The sequence below is a fragment of the Tabrizicola soli genome (assembly GCF_015999335.1).
Lineage (GTDB): Bacteria > Pseudomonadota > Alphaproteobacteria > Rhodobacterales > Rhodobacteraceae > Tabrizicola > Tabrizicola soli.
Genome location: NZ_JAEACP010000005.1, coordinates 198895 through 219190, shown reverse-complemented (window position 1 = coordinate 219190; position 20296 = coordinate 198895). Strand labels below are relative to the sequence as shown.

Annotated in this window: 22 protein-coding genes; 15 read left to right on the top strand and 7 right to left on the bottom strand. The window is 69.9% G+C overall.

Going from position 1 to position 20296, the window contains the following annotated elements; translation table 11 throughout:
- Positions 1-62: 62 nt before the first annotated feature.
- Genes moaB through I7S92_RS06430 form a run of 3 tightly spaced genes read right to left on the bottom strand, consistent with a single transcriptional unit; the run spans position 63 to position 2048 of the window.
- The gene (moaB, locus tag I7S92_RS06440; RefSeq protein ID WP_197642661.1) at positions 63-605 is read right to left on the bottom strand and encodes a molybdenum cofactor biosynthesis protein B; all 543 of its coding nucleotides are present in this window, start codon (positions 603-605) and stop codon (positions 63-65) included.
- 15 nt (positions 606-620) lie between these two features.
- Complete coding sequence (locus I7S92_RS06435) at positions 621-1250, bottom strand: LysE family translocator (RefSeq protein ID WP_197642660.1); 630 nt, start codon at positions 1248-1250, stop codon at positions 621-623.
- Positions 1251-2048, bottom strand: coding sequence for a uracil-DNA glycosylase (locus I7S92_RS06430; protein ID WP_206761008.1), 798 nt, complete (start codon positions 2046-2048; stop codon positions 1251-1253). It abuts the gene before it with no gap.
- 261 nt (positions 2049-2309) lie between these two features.
- On the opposite strand from I7S92_RS06430, the gene I7S92_RS06425 reads away from it, so the two are divergent.
- The 6 genes from I7S92_RS06425 (at position 2310) to plsY (ending at position 6944) form a co-directional block, all read left to right on the top strand.
- Positions 2310-3272 carry an aspartate carbamoyltransferase catalytic subunit gene (locus tag I7S92_RS06425; RefSeq protein WP_197642659.1) on the top strand — a complete coding sequence of 321 codons (963 nt, stop codon included), beginning with the start codon at positions 2310-2312 and terminating at the stop codon, positions 3270-3272.
- 94 nt (positions 3273-3366) lie between these two features.
- Positions 3367-3921: a hypothetical protein gene (locus I7S92_RS06420; protein ID WP_197642658.1), complete on the top strand. Its 555-nt coding sequence runs from the start codon at positions 3367-3369 to the stop codon at positions 3919-3921.
- Between the two features lie 109 nt (positions 3922-4030).
- Positions 4031-4471 carry a hypothetical protein gene (locus I7S92_RS06415; RefSeq protein ID WP_197642657.1) on the top strand — a complete coding sequence of 147 codons (441 nt, stop codon included), beginning with the start codon at positions 4031-4033 and terminating at the stop codon, positions 4469-4471.
- A complete protein-coding gene (locus tag I7S92_RS06410) occupies positions 4468-4992 on the top strand; it encodes a hypothetical protein (protein WP_197642656.1) in 525 nt (174 codons plus the stop codon). The genes I7S92_RS06415 and I7S92_RS06410 overlap by 4 nt, the downstream gene beginning before the upstream one ends.
- 65 nt (positions 4993-5057) lie before the next feature.
- Entirely contained in the window at positions 5058-6329 is a 1272-nt protein-coding gene (pyrC, locus tag I7S92_RS06405) for a dihydroorotase (protein WP_197642655.1), read from the top strand.
- A gap of 3 nt (positions 6330-6332) precedes the next feature.
- Positions 6333-6944 (top strand): glycerol-3-phosphate 1-O-acyltransferase PlsY, encoded by a 612-nt coding sequence (gene plsY / locus I7S92_RS06400; protein ID WP_197642654.1) that lies wholly within the window; start codon positions 6333-6335, stop codon positions 6942-6944.
- Between the two features lie 190 nt (positions 6945-7134).
- On the opposite strand, the gene I7S92_RS06395 is transcribed toward plsY, so the two are convergent.
- The 3 genes from I7S92_RS06395 to I7S92_RS06385 all read right to left on the bottom strand — a co-directional run bounded on the left by I7S92_RS06395 (position 7135) and on the right by I7S92_RS06385 (position 9845).
- Entirely contained in the window at positions 7135-8481 is a 1347-nt protein-coding gene (locus I7S92_RS06395) for a glutamate--cysteine ligase (protein ID WP_197642653.1), read from the bottom strand.
- Between the two features lie 105 nt (positions 8482-8586).
- Positions 8587-9132: a hypothetical protein gene (locus tag I7S92_RS06390; protein ID WP_197642652.1), complete on the bottom strand. Its 546-nt coding sequence runs from the start codon at positions 9130-9132 to the stop codon at positions 8587-8589.
- On the bottom strand, positions 9129-9845 hold the full coding sequence (locus tag I7S92_RS06385; RefSeq protein WP_197642651.1) for a 16S rRNA (uracil(1498)-N(3))-methyltransferase: 717 nt from the start codon (positions 9843-9845) through the stop codon (positions 9129-9131). The genes I7S92_RS06390 and I7S92_RS06385 overlap by 4 nt, the downstream gene beginning before the upstream one ends.
- A gap of 12 nt (positions 9846-9857) precedes the next feature.
- On the opposite strand from I7S92_RS06385, the gene ubiA reads away from it, so the two are divergent.
- From ubiA to I7S92_RS06340, 9 genes are all read left to right on the top strand, one after another.
- Entirely contained in the window at positions 9858-10817 is a 960-nt protein-coding gene (gene ubiA, locus I7S92_RS06380; protein ID WP_197642650.1) for a 4-hydroxybenzoate octaprenyltransferase, read from the top strand.
- Between the two features lie 70 nt (positions 10818-10887).
- A complete protein-coding gene (locus I7S92_RS06375) occupies positions 10888-12873 on the top strand; it encodes an OmpA family protein (protein ID WP_354001309.1) in 1986 nt (661 codons plus the stop codon).
- Complete coding sequence (locus I7S92_RS06370) at positions 12870-13199, top strand: hypothetical protein (protein WP_197642649.1); 330 nt, start codon at positions 12870-12872, stop codon at positions 13197-13199. The genes I7S92_RS06375 and I7S92_RS06370 overlap by 4 nt, the downstream gene beginning before the upstream one ends.
- Before the next feature lie 179 nt (positions 13200-13378).
- Entirely contained in the window at positions 13379-14857 is a 1479-nt protein-coding gene (locus tag I7S92_RS06365; RefSeq protein WP_197642648.1) for an NAD-dependent succinate-semialdehyde dehydrogenase, read from the top strand.
- Between the two features lie 152 nt (positions 14858-15009).
- Positions 15010-15864 carry a glutathione-dependent disulfide-bond oxidoreductase gene (gene yghU, locus I7S92_RS06360; RefSeq protein ID WP_197642647.1) on the top strand — a complete coding sequence of 285 codons (855 nt, stop codon included), beginning with the start codon at positions 15010-15012 and terminating at the stop codon, positions 15862-15864.
- 199 nt (positions 15865-16063) lie between these two features.
- Positions 16064-16546 carry a peptidoglycan-binding protein gene (locus I7S92_RS06355; RefSeq protein WP_197642646.1) on the top strand — a complete coding sequence of 161 codons (483 nt, stop codon included), beginning with the start codon at positions 16064-16066 and terminating at the stop codon, positions 16544-16546.
- A 152-nt stretch (positions 16547-16698) separates the two neighbouring features.
- A complete protein-coding gene (locus I7S92_RS06350; protein WP_197642645.1) occupies positions 16699-17235 on the top strand; it encodes an RNA polymerase sigma factor in 537 nt (178 codons plus the stop codon).
- Entirely contained in the window at positions 17232-19277 is a 2046-nt protein-coding gene (locus I7S92_RS06345; protein WP_197642644.1) for a VWA domain-containing protein, read from the top strand. Before I7S92_RS06350 ends, I7S92_RS06345 begins: the two co-directional genes overlap by 4 nt.
- A 123-nt stretch (positions 19278-19400) precedes the next feature.
- Complete coding sequence (locus I7S92_RS06340) at positions 19401-19766, top strand: COG4315 family predicted lipoprotein (RefSeq protein ID WP_197642643.1); 366 nt, start codon at positions 19401-19403, stop codon at positions 19764-19766.
- 58 nt (positions 19767-19824) lie between these two features.
- Here the strand turns inward: I7S92_RS06340 and I7S92_RS06335 are convergent, their stop codons facing one another.
- Complete coding sequence (locus tag I7S92_RS06335) at positions 19825-20295, bottom strand: Hsp20 family protein (RefSeq protein ID WP_197642642.1); 471 nt, start codon at positions 20293-20295, stop codon at positions 19825-19827.
- Between the last annotated feature and the right edge of the window lies 1 nt (position 20296).

The following is a 20296-nucleotide window of genomic DNA, read 5'->3' as shown; positions in this document are numbered from 1 at the left end:
GCAAGCCGGGGAGCCTGCCAGCCATGGAACGCGCTTCAACGCAGATGTTACGGCCCTCCCGGCTATTTCCGTCGCAGGTGTTCCTCCAGCCGGGGCATGATCTCGACAAAGTTGCAGGGCCGGTGGCGGCTGTCGAGCTGCCAGCGCAGGATCTCGTCCCAGGCATCGCGGCAGGCGCCGGGGCTACCGGGCAGGGCAAAAAGGTAGGTCCCGCCCGCCACGCCGCCGGTCGCGCGGCTTTGCACGGCCGAGGTGCCGATTTTCTGCATCGAGACCAGGGTGAAGACGGTGCCGAAGGCCTCGATCTCTTTCTCATAGATCTCGCGGTGGGCTTCCACGGTCACGTCGCGCCCGGTCAGGCCGGTGCCGCCGGTGGTCAGGATCACGTCGACCTCTGGGTCGGCGATCCACTGGCGCAGGCGGGCCACGATCCCGGCGCGGTCGTCGGGAACGATGCCCCGGTCGGCCAGCTGATGCCCGGCCGCAGTCAGCCGCTCGACCAGCGTGTCGCCGGACTTGTCCGTGTCGGGTGTGCGGCTGTCGCTCACGGTCAGCACCGCGATGCGGACCGGGTGGAAGGGCAGGCTCTCGTCGATCCGGGACATCTCAACTCCGCCGGTTCAGCTTCGGGGCATCAGCGCCAGCCGCAGGGCCAGCGCGCCGAAGATCGTGGCGCTGATCCGCGAAAGCCAGCGCGACAGGCCCGCCGACCGGGCGACGCGCTGGCCGATGGAGCCCGCGAACAGCCCCACCGCGCCGTTGACCAGAAGCCCGCCGAAGGAGAACACCAGCCCCAGCACCAGGAACTGCGGCAGGATCGGGCGCGAAGGATCGACGAATTGCGGCAGGAAGGCCAGGATGAACAGGATCACCTTGGGATTGAGGAGGTTGACCATCAGACCCTGCCAGAACGCCCGGCCGGTCGCCGTGGGCACCACCTGCGCCTCGGCCGCGAAGGGCGAGGCCCGCAGCGCCCCGGCCGCGAGCCACAAGAGGTAGGCCACTCCCAGCCAGCGGATCACCTCGAAGGCCGCCGGATGCGCCTTGACCAGGGCGCCAAGGCCCAGCGCGGCCAGCAGGGTATGCACCATCCCGCCGAGCGCGATGCCGAAATTCGCCGCCATCGCCGCGCGGCGGCCGGACTTCAGCCCCTGGCCCAGGCAGAACATCATGTCCGCCCCCGGCGTGAGGTTCAGCGCCAGCCCGGCGGGGACGAAGGCGAGGAGGGTGAGGGGTTCGACGGGAAACATTCAGCGCAGCCTTGCCTGCAGGGAAAGAAGGTCGGCCCAGGCCTCGCGCTTGGCGGCGGGGTTGCGCAGGAGGTAGGCCGGATGGGTCATCGGCAGGAGCGGCTTGCCCAGCGCCTGCGCCCAGGTGCCGCGCGCGCGCAGGATGCCCTTGCCCCCGGTCAGGGCGAAGAGCGGCGTGTTGCCCATGACGACGATCGCCGCCGGGTCCACCAGCGCGATATGCCGCTCGACGAAGGGGCGCATCATGGCGATCTCGGCCGGATCGGGGTCGCGGTTGCCGGGCGGGCGCCAGGGCAGGACATTGGTGATGTAAAGCGCCGATTGCGCGTCGGCGCTGCTGCGGGACAGGCCGATGGCGGCGAACATCCGGTCCAGAAGCTGCCCGGCCCGGCCGACGAAGGGCCGCCCCTCGCGGTCCTCCTCGGCCCCCGGGGCCTCGCCCAGGATCAGGACGCGGGCGGCGGGGTTGCCGTCGGCGAAGACGGTGTTGCGCGCGCCCCGCTTCAGCTCGCACAGGTCGAAGGCGGCGATGGCCTCGCGCAGTTCCTCCAGCGTCGCGGCGCGGGCGGCGGCGGCCTTGGCGACCTCGACCGGGTCGGCGGACAAGGGTTCGGAGGCGGGGGCAGCGGCGGCGGCGGCGGGCCGGGCCAGGGCCGCGGGCTTCGGCGCCTCGGCCGCAAGCTCGTAGCGGTTGACGGGCGCGTCGGAGATGGCCTCGTCCACCCCCGACTCGCCCAGCCATTCCAGCGCGGCGAGTGCGGCGTGCCAGTCCCCGGCGATGTCGGCGGCGATTCCCATGGGGGGGAGAGTAGGCTCTGGACGGGGCGGGGACCAGAACCTATCAGTGCCGGATGACCTTATGGCCTTGCCGGGGCATGGCCAGTTCCAGGACCAGCGAATGGGCGCGGACAGCACCCGCGGCAGGTCGGGCGCAGCCCTTGCGATGGTGACGACGGTCCCGACCCGAGCGCCCCGGCGGCCGGCCCCGCCGCAACGCGGCCATTGCCCCTCCGCCCCCGGTTTGCGATAGAGGGCCAAACCGGAAAAGGGGACCCGCCCATGGCCTTCCGCGCCCGCCACCTTCTGGGGATCGAGCAGCTTTCGCCGCTGGAGATCACCACGGTCCTCGACCTGGCCGAGCGATACGTCGACCTGAACCGCCGCACGGTCAAGCAATCGGACGTGCTGGCCGGGATGACGCAGATCAACCTGTTCTTCGAAGCCTCGACCCGCACCCAGTCCAGTTTCGAACTCGCGGGCAAGCGGCTGGGCGCGGATGTGATGAACATGTCGGTCGCCACATCCTCGGTGAAGAAGGGGGAAACCCTGATCGACACCGCGATGACGCTGAACGCGATGCACCCGGACCTGTTGGTGGTGCGGCATGGCTCCTCGGGCGCGGTCAATCTTCTGGCGCAGAAGGTGGATTGCGCGGTGCTGAACGCGGGCGACGGGCGGCACGAGCATCCGACCCAGGCGCTGCTGGACGCGCTGACCATCCGCCGCGCCAAGGGAAGGATCCAGCGGCTGACCGTCGCGATCTGCGGCGACATCGCCCATTCCCGGGTCGCCCGGTCGAACCTGATCCTGCTCGGCAAGATGGAGAACCGCCTGCGCCTGATCGCGCCGCCGACGCTGATGCCTTCGGGCGTCGAGGATTTCGGCTGCGAGGTGTTCGACGACATGCGAGACGGGCTGAAGGGCGCCGACGTGGTGATGATGCTGCGGCTGCAGAAGGAACGGATGGACGGCGGCTTCATCCCCTCGGAGCGGGAATACTACCACCGCTATGGGCTGGACGCCGAGAAGCTTTCCCACGCCGCGCCGGATGCCATCGTCATGCACCCCGGCCCGATGAACCGGGGGGTGGAGATCGACGGCGACCTCGCCGACGACATCAACCGCTCGGTGATCCAGGACCAGGTGGAGATGGGCGTGGCCGTCCGCATGGCCTGCATGGACCTCCTGGCGCGGAACCTGCGGGCGGAGCGGGGGCGGAAGATCGTGGACATGATGGCGTGACCGGCGTCGCTGGCGTAGGGTGCGCTACAGCGCACCGTTCCGCCCGGCCAATGGTGCGCTACAGCGCACCCTACAATCATACGGATCGCGTGATATGACCGCCATCCCCCTCCCCCTCCGGCCCGGCGAGACCCTGCTCTGGGAGGGACGGCCCGCCCCCGGCTTCCACCAGCGCGGCAAGCGGCTGTTCCTGATGGTCTTCGGCCTGCCGTTCCTCCTCATCGGCCTAGCGGTCTTCTTCCTCGGCCTCCACCGCCTGACAGAAGCCGCCAGCACCTCGGACGCCGGCCTCGCGGTCTTCTTCGCCGCCTTCGGCCTGCCCTTCCTCGGGCTCGGCGGCTTCCTCGTCCTCGGCCCCTTCGTCGAGGCCCGCACCGCCAGCCGGTACATCCGCTATGCGCTCACCACCCGCGCCGCCTATGTCCTGCGCAGCGGGCCGTTTCCCAGCCTCAAGGTCTATCCGATCGTGCCGGCGACTGCGCTGGAGCTGGAACCGGGCAGGCTTGCGGACACGGTCTGGCTGCATGCGCGGCTGGAGCGGGATTCGGATGGCGACTCCGGCACGATCAAGTCGGGCTTTGAAAACATCGCCGAGGGTGAGAAGGTCTTTCACCTGATCCGGGACGTACAGGAAAGGGCCGGCCAATGATCCCCGACCGCAAGCCGACGAAGGCCGAGATGCGCCAGGGCGGCATGGTCGCCGCCGCCGTCCTCGTCTTCCTCGCGGTCTTCACCCTCGTCATCGTCTGGATCGCCTGATGGCCCGCATCGAACCCGACAGCATCATGGGCCACCCCGCCCCCCTGCAGGAGGGCGAGCGGCTGGTGGCCGAGTTTCCCGCCGACCGCCAGGCCTATTGGCGCGGGCATCTGGTCCTTGCGGTGGTCCTGGGCGTGGCGGCGGGGCTGATCCTTCTGTGGGAGGGCAGCGCCTGGCCGGTGATGGGCCCGGTGGGCGCGGTCCTGGCCATCGGGGCACGGGCGGCCTACCTTTCGTCCGAGGCGCTGGCCGAGGTCTGGCTGTTGACCGACCGCCGGTTGGTCGGCCCCGGCGGAAGGGCGATCCCGCTGGCGCGGCTGCACTCGGCCCGGCCCTTCCTCGGCGCGGTCCAGATCACCACCACGACAGGCGAGCGGCATCTGATCAAGTACCAGTCCGACCCCGCCGCCACCGCCAATCGCCTGGGCAACCGCCGATGACACCGCTTGCCATCCCCGCGCATGAGCGTCACGGCATCCGCGTCTTTGCCGCCGCCTTGTCGCCCGAGGAGATGCAGCGCGACAAGGCGGGGCTGGTGGCGGCGCTTTTCGGTGACCCGGACCTGGACCCGGCGCATGTCGAGCTGTTCGACACCGCCGACCTGGCCGGGGTCGGCCTTGCGGGCTATCTGGCCGAGGGGCTGGGCGTGTCGGATGCCGCGCTTGCCCCCGACCGCGCCCGGCTGGAGGCGGTCAGGGGGCCGGTGCTGATCCTGCACTCCCGCGCCCTGCACGGCCGCGCGGTGACGCTGATCCCCGACCCGCGCTTGACCCTGCTTGCCGGCTATACCGAGGAGCGCCCCCCGGTGCATTTCGAGCCTCTGCCCTCGGATGCCGCAAAAGGCAGTCTGACGGCGCCCGGCCCCTCGGCCCCTGCCCCCCGCCTGCCGCGCAGGGCGCTGGCCCTGGGCGCGGCGCTGCTCCTCGCGGGCCTCGCGGCCCTCGTCCTCGCATGGCGCTGAGCATGGCTGGACAGGCGGCGCGCAAGGCCGCATATGGCGGCGGATCAGCCAGGAACGGACCCTCCATGACCACGCTGCATTTCCACGACGCCCGCCTGATCGACCCCGAGGCGGGGACCGACGCGCCCGGCAGCCTGACGGTGAGGGGCGGCGTGATCCTGGCCCGCGACGAGAAGGCCCCCAAGGGCGCGGTGATGGTGGATTGCGGCGGCAGATGCCTGGCGCCGGGGATCGTCGACTGGGGCGTCAAGATCGGCGAGCCCGGCGAGCGGCACCGCGAGAGCTTCGGCTCGGCAGGCCAGGCAGCGGCGGCGGGGGGTGTGACCACGATCATCGCCCGGCCCGACACCAGCCCGGCGATCGACACGCCCGAGACGCTGGAATTCGTCACCCGCCGCGCGGCGGAAAGCCCGGTCCGCATCCGCCACATGGCCGCCCTGACCAAGGGCCGCGAGGGGCGCGAGATGACCGAGATCGGCTTCCTGCGCGATGCGGGCGCGATCGCCTTCACCGACGTCTTCCGCGTCTCGACCGAGGCCAAGGCGATCACCCGGGCGATGGCCTATGCCAAATCGCTGGGCGCGCTGGTCGTGGGCCATCCGCAGGATCCGGGCCTGTCGCAGGGCGCTGCGGCGACGAGCGGCAAGTTCGCCAGCCTGCGCGGCATCCCCGCCGTCTCGCCCATGGCCGAGCGGATGGGGCTGGAGCGCGACCTCGCCCTGGTCGAGATAACGGGCGTGCGCTACCACGCCGACCAGATCACCACCGCGAAGTCCCTGCCCGCGCTGGCGCGGGCGCGGGCGGCGGGGCTGGACGTGACGGCGGGGACCTCGATCCACCACCTGACGCTGAACGAATTCGACGTGGGCGACTACCGGACCTTCTTCAAGGTCACGCCGCCCCTGCGGTCGGAGGTTGACCGGCTGGCCATGGTGGCGGCGGTGGCCGAGGGCGCGATCGAGGTGATCAGCTCGATGCACACCCCGGCCGACGAGGAATCGAAGCGCCTGCCGTTCGAGGAGGCCGCACCCGGCGCCGTCGCGCTGGAGACCTTCCTTCCCGCCGCGATGCGCCTCTATCACGCCGGGCACCTGGACCTGCCGGCGCTTTTCCGGGCGATGGCGCTGAACCCCGCCAACCGGCTGGGCCTGCCGCAGGGCCGGCTGGCGCTTGGCGCGCCGGGCGACCTGATCCTGTTCGACCCCGAGGCGCCCTTCCTGATGGACCGCTTCAAGCTGCGCTCGAAGTCGAAGAACACGCCGTTTGACGGCGCGCGGATGGAAGGTAAGGTGCTGGCCACCTGGGTCGCGGGGACGCAGGTCTTCGCCGCGGAATAGCCGATGCCCGAGATCACCAGTCCGACCCTTTACCTGCTTCTGACGGCGGTGCTGTCCTATCTTCTGGGCGCGATTCCCTTCGGGCTGGTCATCACCCGGGCGATGGGATTGGGCGACCTGCGCAAGATCGGCTCGGGCAACATCGGGGCGACCAACGTGCTGCGGACCGGCAGCAAGGGGGCGGCGCTGGCGACGCTGCTTCTGGACGCGGGCAAGGGCGGGATCGCCGTGCTGATCGCGCGGGCGCTTCTGGCCGAGGATGCGGCGCAGCTGGCGGGGCTGATGGCCTTCCTGGGCCATCTGTTCCCGGTCTGGCTGGGCTTCCGGGGCGGCAAGGGGGTTGCGACCTTCCTGGGCACGCTGCTCGCGCTGGCCTGGCCGGTGGGGCTGGCGGCCTGCGCGACCTGGCTGGTGGCGGCAGCCCTCTTGCGGATCTCCTCGGCGGCGGCGCTGGTCTCGGCGGCGTCGAGCGCGGGCTGGGTGTTCTGGTTCGGCGAGGGCCGGCTTCTGATCCTGGCCGTGGTGCTGACCATCCTGGTCTACATCCGGCACGCCGGGAACCTGCGGCGGATCAAGGCCGGGACGGAGCCGCGCATCGGGCAGAAGAAGGCCTGACCGTCCACACGCGGACAGGGTTATTCTCCAAATTAAATCAATGGCTTGCCCGTAGGCATTTACCTTTCGGCAAGACTTCGGGCTGCTCGTCGATGACTTCGTCACTCCTCGCGGGCGGTTTTCGGGACCTGCCCTTCGGTCCCCGCCGGACCACTGCCGACGAGGAGACGAAGTCGAACGAGGAGGAGGGCTAGAGGCTCGACGCCTCGTAAAGCGGGGTGAGGTCGCGGTTCCAGGGGCCGTTGTAGAACTCCAGCCACCTGTCGGCCTGCACCTTGCCGGTCTTCAGGCTTTCGACCAGCGGGCGCAGCTGCGCCTCTTCGCCGAAGCCGCGCGCGGCGAGGCCGGCGTGGGACAGGCCCACCGCCGCGCGGGCGAGGTCGAGAAGCTTCACGCCCTCCGCCTCTCCGGCCAGGGCCGAGACCGAGGCCGCGACCCGCAGGCCCTCGCGCGTGTCGGCGTCGAAGCCTTTCACCAGGTCCCAGGCCGCATCCAGCGCGGTCTGGTCGTACATCAGCCCGACCCAGAAGGCCGGAAGCGCGGCGATATGGGCCTGGTCGCCGCAATCCGCCCCGCGCATCTCGATGTATTTCTTCACCCGCGCCTCGGGGAAGACGGTGGTCATGTGGTCGGCCCAGTCCGAGAGCGTGGGCTTCTCGCCCGGCAGCGCGGGCAACTCGCCCTTGAGGAAATCGCGGAAGCTCTGCCCCAGCGCGTTGATGTACTTGCCGTCGCGGTAGACGAAATACATCGGCACATCCAGCACCCAGTCGACATAGGCCTGGAAGCCCATCCCCTCATCGAAGGCGAAGGGCAGCATCCCGGTGCGGCTGTCGTCCAGCCCGCGCCAGATCCGGCTGCGCCAGCTGCGGTGGCCGTTGGGCTTGCCCTCGAAGAAGGGCGACGAGGCGAAGAGCGCCGTCGCCACCGGCTGCAACGCCAGCGCCACCCGCAGCTTCCGGACCATGTCGGCCTCGGAGGCGTAGTCGAGATTCACCTGCACCGTCGAGGTGCGGTACATCATCTGCGTGCCATGGGTGCCGACGCGGCCCATGTAGTCGGTCATCAGCCGATAGCGGCCCTTGGGCATGACCGGCATCTGGTCGTGGGTCCATTCCGGCGGCGCGCCGATGCCCATGAAACGCACGCCCATCGGCCCGGCGATCGAGCGGACCTCGTCCAGGTGCTGCTGCAACTCGGCCGCGACTTCCAGCGTCGAGACGAGGGGCGCGCCCGAAAGCTCGAACTGGCCTCCGGGTTCGAGGCTGATGTTGGCGCCGTCGCGGGTGAGGCCGATGATGTTCTCGCCCTCGCGCAGGGGGTGCCAGCCGTAGCGGGCGACGAGCGCGTCGAAGATCGCCGAGATCGAGCGGTCGCCGGCATAGGGCAAGGGCAGGCGGCTGTCGGTGAGCCAGCCGAATTTCTCGTGCTCGGCGCCGATGCGCCACTGGTCGCGCGGCTTGCAGCCGGATTCGAGCAGGCCGGCCAGCTGATCGAAGCTTTCGATGGGTCCGCCGCCGGACTGGGGGATGGACATGGGCAGGCTCCGGGGCTGGATGCGTTGGGACCGGCGGCTAGGCCGGGCGCCAACAGGTGTCAAGCGGCAAGGGCCAAGTCAAGGGGCGTCGGTGCGACCTTTGCGTCAGCGCACGACCACGCCCCGCCCCCGGCGCGCCCAGATCAGGTGGTCGACCTCGGCCAGGGCGATGACGCGGCTGTCGGAGGCGGGGCCTTCGGATCCGAGGGCGGCAAGGAGTGCTGCGGTGTCCATGCCGGGCAGGGCGGCGAAAGCGTCGAAGAGAGCGTCGGCCCCGTCGGCCTCGACCGGGATGTGGAGAAGCTGGCCGTCGGCCTGTTTCAGCTTCCAGATCCGGCGGCCGCGCAGCGTGAGGAGGCGGATCTCGATCAGGTCGGGCAGGCCGATGAAGCCGCCGGTGCGCGGACCCATATAGGCGATCTGCGCCTCGGTCACGCGCAGGATGCCGGGGGCCTCGCCCGGCTGGTGGAAACGCAGGCGGCGCCAGGAGGTGAGCGCCCAGCCCGCGCCCATGGCGAGAAGTGCGAGGCCGAGGGGGGTGAGGAGAAAGCCGCCCTGCCAGGCGGTCCAGAGGCCGAACAGTGCGAGGCCAAGCGCGGCGATCAGTTCGCGCCAGCGCAGGAGCCCGGCCTGCAGCTCGGGCCGGATCACCGCCAGTCCCCGCAGGCGGCCTGCCAGAGGGCGATGGCGGCGACGGCGGCGGTATCGGCGCGCAGGATCCTGGGGCCGAGGCTGAGGGGGACGACATCCGGGCGGTTGCGGAGCCTGGCGGCCTCCTCGGCCGAGAAGCCGCCTTCGGGGCCGATCAGGATGGCGGCGGGGCCGGTCGCGGGGGCCAGGGCGGCGGGCTGGCCGAGGGCGGTCTCGTCGCACCAGTAGAGGCGGCGATCCGCGGGCCATTGCGCGAGGAGGCGGTCGAGATGCTGGAGCCCGGCGACCTCGGGCACCCAGGTCGCGCCGCATTGCTCGGCGGCCTCGGTGGCATGGGCCTGGAGGCGGTCCTGGCGGATGCGCTCGGAATTGGTGTGGCGGGTCTGGACCGGCAGGATGCGGGCGACGCCCAGTTCCACCGCCTTTTCCACGATGAAATCGGTGCGGGCCTTCTTGATCGGCGCGAAGAGGAGCCAAAGGTCGGGAGGCAGGTGCAGGGGCCGGGTCTGCGCCTCGCAGGTGGCGATGGCATTGCGCTTGCCCGCGGCGGCAAGGGTCGCCCGCCATTCCCCGTCGCGGCCGTTGAACAGAAGCACCGGGTCGCCCACCGCCAGCCGCATGACGCCGACAAGGTAATGCGCCTGGTCCTGTGACAGGGCCACGGCTTGCCCCTGGGCAAGCGGCTGGTCTACATGAAGCCTGATCTCCGACATGAGCGTGACCCTATGTCCCTGCCGTCGCAATTTCCAGAGCCCGCGGGCGCCGTGGCCGATGCGCCGAAAGGCAACTGGGTGGACCTCTACGCCCCGCCCTGGACGCGGCCCTATCTGCGGCTTTCCCGCGCCGACCGGCCGATCGGGACCTGGCTGCTCTATATCCCCTGCCTCTGGGCGCTGGCGCTGGCGGGGGGCGCGGGCGGGTTCACCCCGTGGGACCTGTGGCTTGCCGTCTCCTGCGGGGCGGGGGCCTTCCTGATGCGGGGGGCGGGCTGCACCTGGAACGACATCACCGACCGGCATATCGACGGCTCGGTCGCGCGGACGCGGAGCCGGCCGATCCCCTCGGGCCAGGTCACGGTGCGGCAGGCGCTGGTCTGGATGGTGGTGCAGACGCTGGTCGCGGGCGGGATTCTGCTGACCTACGACCGGCTGGCGGTGGGCCTGGGCGTGGCCTCGCTGGCGCTGGTGGCGATCTATCCCTTCGCCAAGCGTTTCACCTGGTGGCCGCAGGTCTTCCTCGGGCTGGCGTTTAACTGGGGCGCGATCCTGCTCTGGGCGGCCCATGCGGGAGAGGTCGCCCCGGCGGCGGTGCTGCTTTACGCCGCCGGGATCGTCTGGACGCTGTATTACGACACGATCTATGCGCATCAGGATCGCGAGGACGATGCGCTGATCGGGGTGAAGTCCACCGCGCGGCTGTTCGGCGAGAACAGCCGGGCCTGGCTTTGGGGCTTCTTCGTGCTGACGGTGCTGCTGTTCGCGGCGGCGGTGGTGGCGGCGCATGTGGCGCTGGTGCCGCTGGCCGTGGGGCTGCTGGGGGTCTGGGCGATGGGCTGGCATATCGTGGGGCAGATGCTGCGGCTGGACCTGGACGACCCGGCCTCGTGCCTGGCGGCGTTCCGGGCGAACCGCAATGCCGGGCTGATCCCTGTGCCGTTTCTTGCCGTCGCCGGATGGCTTGGTTGAACAAGGGGCCCCAAACCCCTAGGAAGCCCCTGGCGCGCGCCCTGCGCCTGAGTCGCCCCTGCCGGTTTTCGTGCTGCCCCTGATCCGCAAGTTCTCTTCGACCACGCTGGCGCTGCTGGCGTTCATCCTGGCGGCGATCGTCATGGTTTCGGTCGCCTATGGCACCGCCCTGGTCATCGAGGCGCGCAGCCGCCACGCGGTCGAGGCCCGGCTGGCCGAACAGGGGATCGACTGGATCACCGTCCAGACCGACGGGCTGCAGGTGCGGCTGTCCGGCACCGCCCCGAACGAGGCGGCGCGGTTCCGGGCGGTCAACATGGTCGGCGCGATCATCGACAGCTCGCGTATCCGCGACGGGCTGGACGTGGCCCCGGCCTCGGCGATCAGGGCGCCGGATTTCTCGGTCCAGATGCTGCGCACCGAGGACGGGATCCAGCTCATCGGCCTCATGCCGCTGAAAGCGGCCGAGGGCGCGCTGTCGGAGGAGGCCCTGGCCGAGGCCGCCGCCGCCCTGACGCCGGGAATCGAGCCGAAGAACATCCTGGAAAGCGCGGATTACCCCGCGCCCGCGACCTGGGGGCCCGCACTCGACTTCGGGCTGGAGGCGCTGCGGCGGCTGCCGCGCTCCAAGGTCTCAGTCACGGCGACGGTGGTCGAGGTCACGGCGATCTCGGACAGCGCGGCGCAGAAGCGCGACCTGGAACGCAGGCTGCGCGATCTTGCGCCCGAGGGCGTGCGACTGGTGCTGGACATCTCGGCCCCGCGCCCGGTGATCACCCCCTTCACCCTGCGCTTCGTCGTGGATGCCGAGGGCGCGCGGTTCGACAGCTGCTCGGCCGACACCGACCGGGCGCAGCGCCAGATCCTTGCGGCGGCGGCCAGGGCCGGGGTGGAAGGCGCGCCCGCCTGCACCATCGGCCTGGGCACCCCCACCCCGCGCTGGGCCGAGGCGGTGGTCCAGGCCATCGCCGCGCTGGCCGAGCTCGGCTCGGGCTCGGTCACCTTCTCGGACGGCGACGTGACATTGCTGGCCGGCAGCGACGTGACCCAGGCGGCCTTCGACAAGGTGGTCGGAGAGCTGGAGACCGGGCTGCCGGATGCCTTCTCGCTGACCTCGACGCTGGAGAAGAAGGAAACCGCGGCCCAAGGCCCGGCCGAGTTCACCGCGACCCTGTCCGGGGACGGCAAGGTCATCCTGCGCGGCCGCCTGACCGACGAGATGCAGCGCCAGGCGGTCGATGCCTTCGCCCGTGCCGCCTTCGAGGGCGCCGAGGTGGTGACCGCGACGCGGGTGGACGCCACCCTGCCGGACGGCTGGCCGATCCGGGTGCTGGCCGGGCTGCAGGCCCTGTCGCTGGTGGACAACGGCGCGCTTCTGGTGCGGGCGGACACGGTGGAGGTGACGGGCGTCACCGGCTCGACCGAGGCGCGGGGCAAGATCACGCAGATCCTGTCGGGCGAACTGGGCCAGGGCCAGACCTTCCGGGTGAACGTCCGCTACGACGAGGCGCTGGACCCGGTCGCCTCGCTGCCGACGCCCGAGGAATGCGCGGCCGACGTGAACCGGGTGATCGCGCGCACCAAGATCACCTTCACCCCCGCCTCGGCCGAGATCGCCACGACGGCGCGGCCGGTGCTGGACGAGCTGGCCGGAATCCTGACCAGCTGCCCGCCGATGCAGCTGGAGATCGGCGGCCATACCGATGCGCAGGGCTCGGAAGGCGGGAACCAGGCGCTGAGCCAGGCCCGTGCCGAGGCGGTGCTTCTGGCGCTGCAGGGGCGGCGCGTGGACATCTCGGGCATGACGGCGGTGGGCTATGGCGAATCGCAGCCGATCGCCGAGAACGATTCCGACGCGGGGCGCGAGAAGAACCGGCGGATCGAATTCGTCCTCAAGGGCCATCCGGCGCCCACACCGGCGGTCGAAACGACCGGAGCGGCCGGGACGGCCGGGGCCGGCGCGGCGCTCGACACCAGCCCCTCTGTTGCTCCGACGGAAAAGACGATACGACCCTTGCCGCGGCCCGATGACCTTGCGGCCGAGGGAAGCCCATGAACCGCACCGAATACGTCGTCGCCACTGCCGTCATCCTCATGGTCGCCTTCGCGATGGGCTGGTTCGCCCATTGGGTGCTGCACCGCTTCACCCGGGTGAAGGGCGGCGACATGGCCGAGATGGACAAGCTGGCGCAATCGCTGCACGAGGCCGAGGAGCTGCGCGACCAGGCGCTGGCCTATATGGAGCAGCGCGAGGCCGAGCTGACCAACCACATCAGCCAGACCGAGGCCGAACTGAAGGCCGCGATGGAAGGGCTGCGCGAGGCGCGGCACGAGGCCGAGGAGATGCGCGGCTATATCGAGCGGATGCACGCCAACGGCTGACCGGGGGGCCAAATTCCTTCGAAGGAATTTGCAAATCTTTTCGAAAAGATTTGCGCCCCTGCCCGGCGAATGGTGCCAGTCCATGGGCGATCCGCAGCAACGCTGGCCCGATCCGGCCGGTGAAACTGGACATTCGGCCGCCCGCATGGCAGGCCTTGCGGCAATCAATGGAGGCTTTGATGCTCGATTCCGTGACCGACCTCGCGTCGCTTCTGAAAGACCCCTCGCTTCTGGTGACCAAGGCCTATGTCGCCGGCGAATGGGTTGCCGCCGATGACGGCACCACCTTCCCGGTCACCAACCCGGCGCGCGGCGACGTGATCTGTGAACTGCCGAACCTCGGCCGGGCCGAGACCGCGCGCGCCATCGCGGCGGCGCACAAGGCGCATCGCGAATGGGCCGCCCGCACGGCGAAGGAGCGGGCGCAGGTGCTGCGCAAGTGGTTCGACCTGTGCATGGCGAACCAGGACGACCTGGCGACGATCCTGACCGCCGAGATGGGCAAGCCGCTGGCCGAGGCCAAGGGCGAGATCGCCTATGGCTCCAGCTACATCGAGTTCTACGGCGAGGAAGCCAAGCGCACCTATGGCGACATCATCCCCGGCCACCAGCGCGACAAGCGCATCCATGTGCTGAAGCAGCCGATCGGGGTGGCCGCGTCCATCACGCCCTGGAACTTCCCCAACGCGATGATCGCGCGCAAGGTGGCCCCGGCGCTGGCGGCGGGCTGCGGCTTCGTGGCGCGGCCTGCGGCCGAGACGCCGCTCTCGGCGCTGGCGCTGGCGGTGCTGGCGGAGCGGGCCGGGGTTCCGGCGGGGCTTTTCTCGGTCATCACCTCGAAGCGGTCCTCGGACATCGGCAAGGAATTCTGCGAGAACCCCTTGATCCGCAAGCTGACCTTCACCGGCTCGACCGAGGTGGGGCGCATCCTCTTGAAGCAGGCGGCGGACCAGATCCTGAAATGCAGCATGGAGCTGGGCGGGAACGCGCCCTTCATCGTCTTCGACGACGCCGACCTGGACGCGGCGGTGGAAGGGGCGATGATCTCGAAGTTCCGCAACAACGGCCAGACCTGCGTCTGCGCCAACCGGATCTATGTGCAGGCCGGGGTCTATGACACCTTCGCCAGGAAGCTGGCGGCGGCGGTCGAGAAGCTGAGCATCGGCGACGGGCTGAAGTCCGGCATCACCACCGGCCCGCTGATCAACGAGGCCGCGGTCGAGAAGGTCGAGGAGCATATCGCCGACGTGGTGAAGGGCGGCGGCCAGGTCGTGACCGGCGGCAAGCGGCATGACCTGGGGGGGACCTTCTTCCAGCCGACCGTCGTGACCGGGGTGAAGCCCGACATGAAGGTCGCGCAGGAGGAAACCTTCGGCCCGCTCGCGCCGCTGTTCAGGTTCGACACCGAGGAAGAGGTGATCGAGATGGCGAACAACACCATCTTCGGCCTCGCGTCCTATTTCTACGCCCGCGACATCGGCCGGATCACCCGGGTGCAGGAGGCGCTGGAATACGGCATGGTGGGCGTGAACACCGGCCTCATCTCCAACGAGATGGCGCCCTTCGGCGGGGTCAAGCAGTCGGGCCTGGGCCGCGAGGGCAGCCGCCATGGCCTCGACGATTATATGGAGCTGAAATACGTCTGCCTTTCGATCTGACCGGGCGGAACGGGATCCAGGGGGGCGGCCGCAGGGTCGCCCCTTTTGCATTCATGTGCATTCGCGCAGGGGGCGGCCGCAGCACAGGGCTCTGGCACGAGGGACGGCGGCGCACTATCTCGGTTCCAGACGCCACAGCAAGGGCAGGACCGATGCCGAACGACTATACCCCGCCGAAGGTCTGGACATGGGAGCAGCCCTCGGGCGGCACCTTCGCCAATATCAACCGCCCCGTCGCCGGGCCGACGCATGACAAGGCGCTGCCGGTGGGCGCGCATCCGTTGCAGCTTTATTCGCTGGCAACTCCGAACGGGATCAAGGTCACGATCCTGCTGGAGGAGTTGCTGGAGGCCGGGCATGGCGCGGACTACGATGCCTGGCTGATCGAGATCGGCAAGGGCGACCAGTTCGGCAGCGGCTTTGTCGAGGTGAACCCGAACTCGAAGATCCCGGCACTGATGGACCATTCCGTCAGCCCGCCGCAGCGGGTGTTCGAAAGCGCCTCGATCATGCTGTACCTGGCCGAGAAGTTCGGCGGCGCCTTCATCCCGAAGGACCCGCGCCAGCGGACCGAGATGCTCAGCTGGCTGTTCTGGCAGATGGGTTCCGCGCCCTTCCTCGGCGGCGGCTTCGGGCATTTCTATGCCTATGCTCCGGTGAAAATCGAATATGCGATCAACCGCTATGCGATGGAGGCCAAGCGCCAGCTGGACGTGCTGGACCGGCATCTGGCGCGGAACGAGTGGATGGCGGGCGAGTATTCGCTGGCCGATATGGCGATCTTCGCCTGGTACGGCGGGCTTGTGCTGGGCCGGGCCTACAACGCGGCCGAGTTCCTGGACGCGGCGGGCTACCGCAACGTCATGGAATGGGCGAAGCGCATCGACGCGCGGCCGGCGGTGATCCGGGGCCGCAAGGTCAACCGCAACTGGGGCGAAGCCTGGGAGCAGCTGCCCGAGCGCCACTCGGCCGCCGATTTCGACGCGCTGCCGAAGGCCCCGGCCTGACATCCGGTCCCTGCGCTGTCTGGCCGCCATCCGCAGGGGTGGCGGCCGCTTTCCTCAAATGACTGATTTCATTCGCGTTATCCGATAACAGACCCGCGTTTTCCCCTAACGTGCCGGCGTTTTTGCCTAGCGTGGCCCGAATGCCCATACCTTTTGGCATCGACCCGAACTGCTCGGGTGAACCACGAAAGGACATGACATGCTGCTCTCTGTCACCAAGGCCCGCACCTCTCTGGTCGCCGCCCTCACCGCCGCCGCCATCGCCGCCGTGCCCGCCGCGCCGGCGCTGGCCTGGGGCGACAAGGAACAGGGCTTCGTCGCCGGCGTCGCCACCGCCGTGATCGTGGACGAACTGCTGAAACAGGGCCGCATGGCCCGCGAGGCGCGCCGCGCGCCGCGGACCGTCTATGTCGAGCCGCGCAGCACCTATGAGCCCGCCTACCGCTCGACCTCGGTCTATGCCACCCCCGCGGCGAAGGCGTTCCAGAGCTATTCGCTGAGCGAGCGCAAGGCAATCCAGCGCAACCTGCGCGCCTGGGGCTATTATCGCGGCGGCATCGACGGCGCCTTCGGCCCCGGCACCTATAATGCGGTCACCGCCTATGCCCGGGACGAGGGCCAGTCGGCCAGCCTGCGGTCGACCTCGGGGGCCTATGGCGTCTACGACGGGCTGCTGTTCTGATCGCCGACCCCCAGGTGATGGAAGAACTTGGCAGACCCCGTTCCCCCGGCCCGGATCCGCTTCGGGCCGGGGGATTTTTTGTCCGGGGTCGGGATTTCCGGGCCCGACCCAAGGATTGCGGGGGCGGCTGCGTCACAGCTAACGTGATGCAGATGGACAGGTCCGACGAGATGCTTGCGACTGCCGCCGCCACTGGCGACCGGGCGGCCTTTGCCGCGCTGGTCGGGCGGCATTACGACCGGATCCACGGGCTTGCCTGGCGGCTGACGGGCGTGCGGGCCGAGGCCGAGGATCTGGCGCAGGACATCTGCGCCGCGCTTCCGGCCAAGCTGCGCCACTGGCGCGGCGAGGCGCGGTTCACCACCTGGCTCTACCGCGTGGTGGTCAATGCCGCGCATGACCTGCGGCGCCGGCAGACGACCCGCGCGAAGGCGTCCCTGGGCTGGGGCGACTGGGAGATGGCGCGGCAGGAGGAGATCGCCGTGCAGGCCGAGGCGCAGGATTGGCTGGCCCAGGCGATGACCGGGCTTGCACCGGAGTTGCGCGACACGCTGGCGCTGGTGCTGGGCGAGGAGATGACCCAGGCCGAGGCGGGGCTTGTGCTGGGCGTCAGTGAGGGGACAATCGCCTGGCGGATGAGCGAAGTGAAGAAACGCCTGCGGGCCAAGGCCAGGGAGGACGCGACATGAATGATGGCCTCGACGCCCTCCGCGCTGCGCTGAAGGCCGCACCGGCGCCGGATGCCGATGCCAAGGCGCGCGCCATGGCGCTTGCGATGGAAAATTTCGACCGGCTCCAAGGATCGGCGGAAGCAGGCCGTTCCAGTGAGGACCGCCCGAAGGCGGCCCCCCTGAACGGAGTACGTCGCATGTTCCACGCCCTGACTTCCCGCCCTGCCCTTGCCGCCACCACCTCGGTCGCCGCGCTGGTGATCGGTGTCGCGGTGATCCTGCCGGTGGCCGACCTGCGCCTCGGCAAGCCCGAGCTGCCCCCGGAGACGCCGGTCGCCAGGACCGCCGAACCTGGGCCCGCCGAGGCGACGCTGTCGGCGGACCGCACCGCCGCGCCGCTTGCCGATGCCGCGCCGCAGCCCGAGGCGAAGGCCGTCGCTGCGGACGAGTTGGCCCGGACCGAGGAAAGCGACGCGGCCTCTTCCGCCGTCGCCGCCGCGCCCGAGCCCCAGGCCGAGGCCGCGATGCCCGAGGCGCTGCCCTCCGCGCCCGTCGCAGGCCTGGCCGCCGAAGGCGAGATGCGGCTGCGCGCCGAGGCCCCGGCCGAGGGCGGCGGGGTGAAGGGTTATGCCGCGGCCCCTGCCCCGGATGCCATGCTCGCCCCGCCGGAAAACACCGAGGCCTACGCGAACGACGCGCCGAATCCGGTGAAGGTGACGGCGGAGGAGCCGGTCTCGACCTTCTCCATCGACGTGGACACGGCCTCCTATGCGGTGGTGCGGTCCTCCTTGACCTCGGGCTACCTGCCGGGACCGGAGCAGGTGCGGGTGGAGGAGATGGTGAACTATTTCCCCTATGCCTATCCCGCGCCCACGCCCGAACAGGCCTTCGCCTCCACGGTCAGCGTGATGCCGACGCCCTGGAACCCCGGCACGCGGCTTGTCACCATCGGCATCCAGGGGGCGCTGCCCGAGGTGGCCGCGCGGCCGCCGCTGAACCTGGTGTTCCTGATCGACACCTCCGGCTCGATGGAGGATGCCAACAAGCTGCCGCTCTTGAAGCAGTCGCTGTCGCTGATGCTGGCGGAACTGCGCCCCGAGGATCAGGTCGCCATCGTCGCCTATGCCGGTTCGGCCGGCGAGGTGCTGCCGCCGACCGCCGCCGCCGACCGCGCCGCGATCCTGGCGGCGCTGGACAACCTGATGGCGGGCGGATCCACCGCCGGGGCCGAGGGGCTGGAGCTGGCCTACCGCGTGGCCGAGGGGATGAAGGCCGAGGGCGAGGTGAGCCGCATCCTGCTGGCCACGGATGGCGACTTCAACGTCGGCATCGACGACCCGGAGGGGCTGGAAGCCTATGTGGCGCGGAAACGCGAGACGGGGACCTATCTGTCGGTCCTGGGCTTCGGGCGCGGCAATCTGGACGACGCGATCATGCAGGCCCTGGCGCAGAACGGCAACGGGACGGCGGCCTATATCGACACCCTGTCCGAGGCGCGCAAAGTGCTGGTGGACCAGCTGACCGGGGCGCTGTTCCCGATTGCCGACGATGTGAAGATCCAGGTGGAATGGAACCCGGCCACGGTCGCGGAATACCGGCTGATCGGCTATGAGACCCGGTCGCTGCGGCGCGAGGATTTCAACAACGACAAGGTGGACGCGGGCGAGATCGGCGCGGGGACGCAGGTCACGGCGCTCTATGAGGTGACGGCTCCGGGGTCGGAGGCGCTGCTCAACGACCCGCTGCGCTATGGTGCGGCCCCGGCCGGGGGCACGGGCGAGGAGCTGGGCTTCCTGCGGCTGCGCTGGAAGGCGCCGGGGGCCGAGGTCTCGACCCTGGCGGAAACCCCGATCACCGGAGAGGAGGCGGCCACGGCCGAGACCCGCTTTGCCGCCGCCATCGCCGGCTTCGGGCAGCTTCTGCAGGGCTCGGTCTATCTGGGCGACTGGGGCTGGGACGAGGCGATCGCCCTGGCACAGGCGAACCGGGGCGAGGACGGCTTCGGCTACCGGAGCGAGGCGGTCAACCTGATGCGGCTGGCACAGGCCCTGGACCGCTGATTTCACTTCCGCGTGAGAGCGGGGCCGGGACGGGGCGAAAACCGCCCGGCCGCGTTGTTGCGCCGGGAGGCCGCTCCGGCCCCCTGCCCGGCTTCCGGCCCGCGAAGCCTATGGGAGGTTCCCATGACCCGATTTCCCGCTCTTGCCCTTTCACTGGCCCTTCTGGCCGCCCCGGCCTTTGCCGAAGTCACGGCCGTGGTCGAGAAGGACGGCATCCTGACCGATGCCAACGGCATGACACTTTACACCTATGACGAGGACAAGGACGGCATGTCGTCCTGCTATGACCAGTGCGCCGCGAACTGGCCGCCGCTGGCGGCGGCCGCCGACGCGGCCGCGGAGGGCGACTACGGCCTGACCGACCGCACCGACGGCACGAAGCAATGGACCTACAAGCAGATGCCGCTCTATCTCTGGGTCAAGGACGCAAAGCCGGGCGACATGACCGGCGACGGCGTCAACGGCGTCTGGCACGTTGCCAAACCCTGAACGGACAAAGGGCGCGCCGAAGATCCGGCGCGCCCGATGAACATCCCGACAGGGCGGATCAGTTGACCGTTTCGGCCTTGGCTTCCAGCACCGGGGTGGTGTCGTTCGCGCGGGCGATCTCGATCCGGCGCGGTTTCAGCGCCTCGGGCGTCTCGCGGAGGAGATCGACGTGCAGCATCCCGTGCTCATGCACCGCGCCCGCGACGCGGACGTGATCGGCAAGCGCAAAGCGGCGCTCGAAGGCGCGGGTGGCGATGCCGCGGTGCAGGTAGCTGCGCCCGGTCTCGTCGGCGGCCTTGCGGGCCGAGACATGCAGGTTGCCGTCCTTGACCTCGACGCTCAGCTCCTCCGGCGCGAAACCGGCGACGGCGATCGAGATGCGATAGGCATCCTCGGCGGTCTTCTCGATGTTGTAGGGCGGATAGGTCGGCTGGGCGCCGTCACTGGAAAGAACACGGTCCATCATGTCGGCGATACGGTCGAAGCCGACGGTGGCACGGTAAAGCGGCGCGAAATCAAGGCTGCGCATT

What these genes read in the sequence shown, in the direction of transcription:
- moaB (WP_197642661.1), bottom strand. Translation starts at nt 605, where the DNA reads ATGTCCCGGATCGACGAGAGCCTGCCCTTCCACCCGGTCCGCATCGCG.
- I7S92_RS06435 (WP_197642660.1), bottom strand. Translation starts at nt 1,250, where the DNA reads ATGTTTCCCGTCGAACCCCTCACCCTCCTCGCCTTCGTCCCCGCCGGG.
- I7S92_RS06430 (WP_206761008.1), bottom strand. Translation starts at nt 2,048, where the DNA reads ATGGGAATCGCCGCCGACATCGCCGGGGACTGGCACGCCGCACTCGCC.
- I7S92_RS06425 (WP_197642659.1), top strand. Translation starts at nt 2,310, where the DNA reads ATGGCCTTCCGCGCCCGCCACCTTCTGGGGATCGAGCAGCTTTCGCCG.
- I7S92_RS06420 (WP_197642658.1), top strand. Translation starts at nt 3,367, where the DNA reads ATGACCGCCATCCCCCTCCCCCTCCGGCCCGGCGAGACCCTGCTCTGG.
- I7S92_RS06415 (WP_197642657.1), top strand. Translation starts at nt 4,031, where the DNA reads ATGGCCCGCATCGAACCCGACAGCATCATGGGCCACCCCGCCCCCCTG.
- I7S92_RS06410 (WP_197642656.1), top strand. Translation starts at nt 4,468, where the DNA reads ATGACACCGCTTGCCATCCCCGCGCATGAGCGTCACGGCATCCGCGTC.
- pyrC (WP_197642655.1), top strand. Translation starts at nt 5,058, where the DNA reads ATGACCACGCTGCATTTCCACGACGCCCGCCTGATCGACCCCGAGGCG.
- plsY (WP_197642654.1), top strand. Translation starts at nt 6,333, where the DNA reads ATGCCCGAGATCACCAGTCCGACCCTTTACCTGCTTCTGACGGCGGTG.
- I7S92_RS06395 (WP_197642653.1), bottom strand. Translation starts at nt 8,481, where the DNA reads ATGTCCATCCCCCAGTCCGGCGGCGGACCCATCGAAAGCTTCGATCAG.
- I7S92_RS06385 (WP_197642651.1), bottom strand. Translation starts at nt 9,845, where the DNA reads ATGTCGGAGATCAGGCTTCATGTAGACCAGCCGCTTGCCCAGGGGCAA.
- ubiA (WP_197642650.1), top strand. Translation starts at nt 9,858, where the DNA reads ATGTCCCTGCCGTCGCAATTTCCAGAGCCCGCGGGCGCCGTGGCCGAT.
- I7S92_RS06370 (WP_197642649.1), top strand. Translation starts at nt 12,870, where the DNA reads ATGAACCGCACCGAATACGTCGTCGCCACTGCCGTCATCCTCATGGTC.
- I7S92_RS06365 (WP_197642648.1), top strand. Translation starts at nt 13,379, where the DNA reads ATGCTCGATTCCGTGACCGACCTCGCGTCGCTTCTGAAAGACCCCTCG.
- yghU (WP_197642647.1), top strand. Translation starts at nt 15,010, where the DNA reads ATGCCGAACGACTATACCCCGCCGAAGGTCTGGACATGGGAGCAGCCC.
- I7S92_RS06355 (WP_197642646.1), top strand. Translation starts at nt 16,064, where the DNA reads ATGCTGCTCTCTGTCACCAAGGCCCGCACCTCTCTGGTCGCCGCCCTC.
- I7S92_RS06350 (WP_197642645.1), top strand. Translation starts at nt 16,699, where the DNA reads ATGGACAGGTCCGACGAGATGCTTGCGACTGCCGCCGCCACTGGCGAC.
- I7S92_RS06345 (WP_197642644.1), top strand. Translation starts at nt 17,232, where the DNA reads ATGAATGATGGCCTCGACGCCCTCCGCGCTGCGCTGAAGGCCGCACCG.
- I7S92_RS06340 (WP_197642643.1), top strand. Translation starts at nt 19,401, where the DNA reads ATGACCCGATTTCCCGCTCTTGCCCTTTCACTGGCCCTTCTGGCCGCC.
- I7S92_RS06335 (WP_197642642.1), bottom strand. Translation starts at nt 20,295, where the DNA reads ATGCGCAGCCTTGATTTCGCGCCGCTTTACCGTGCCACCGTCGGCTTC.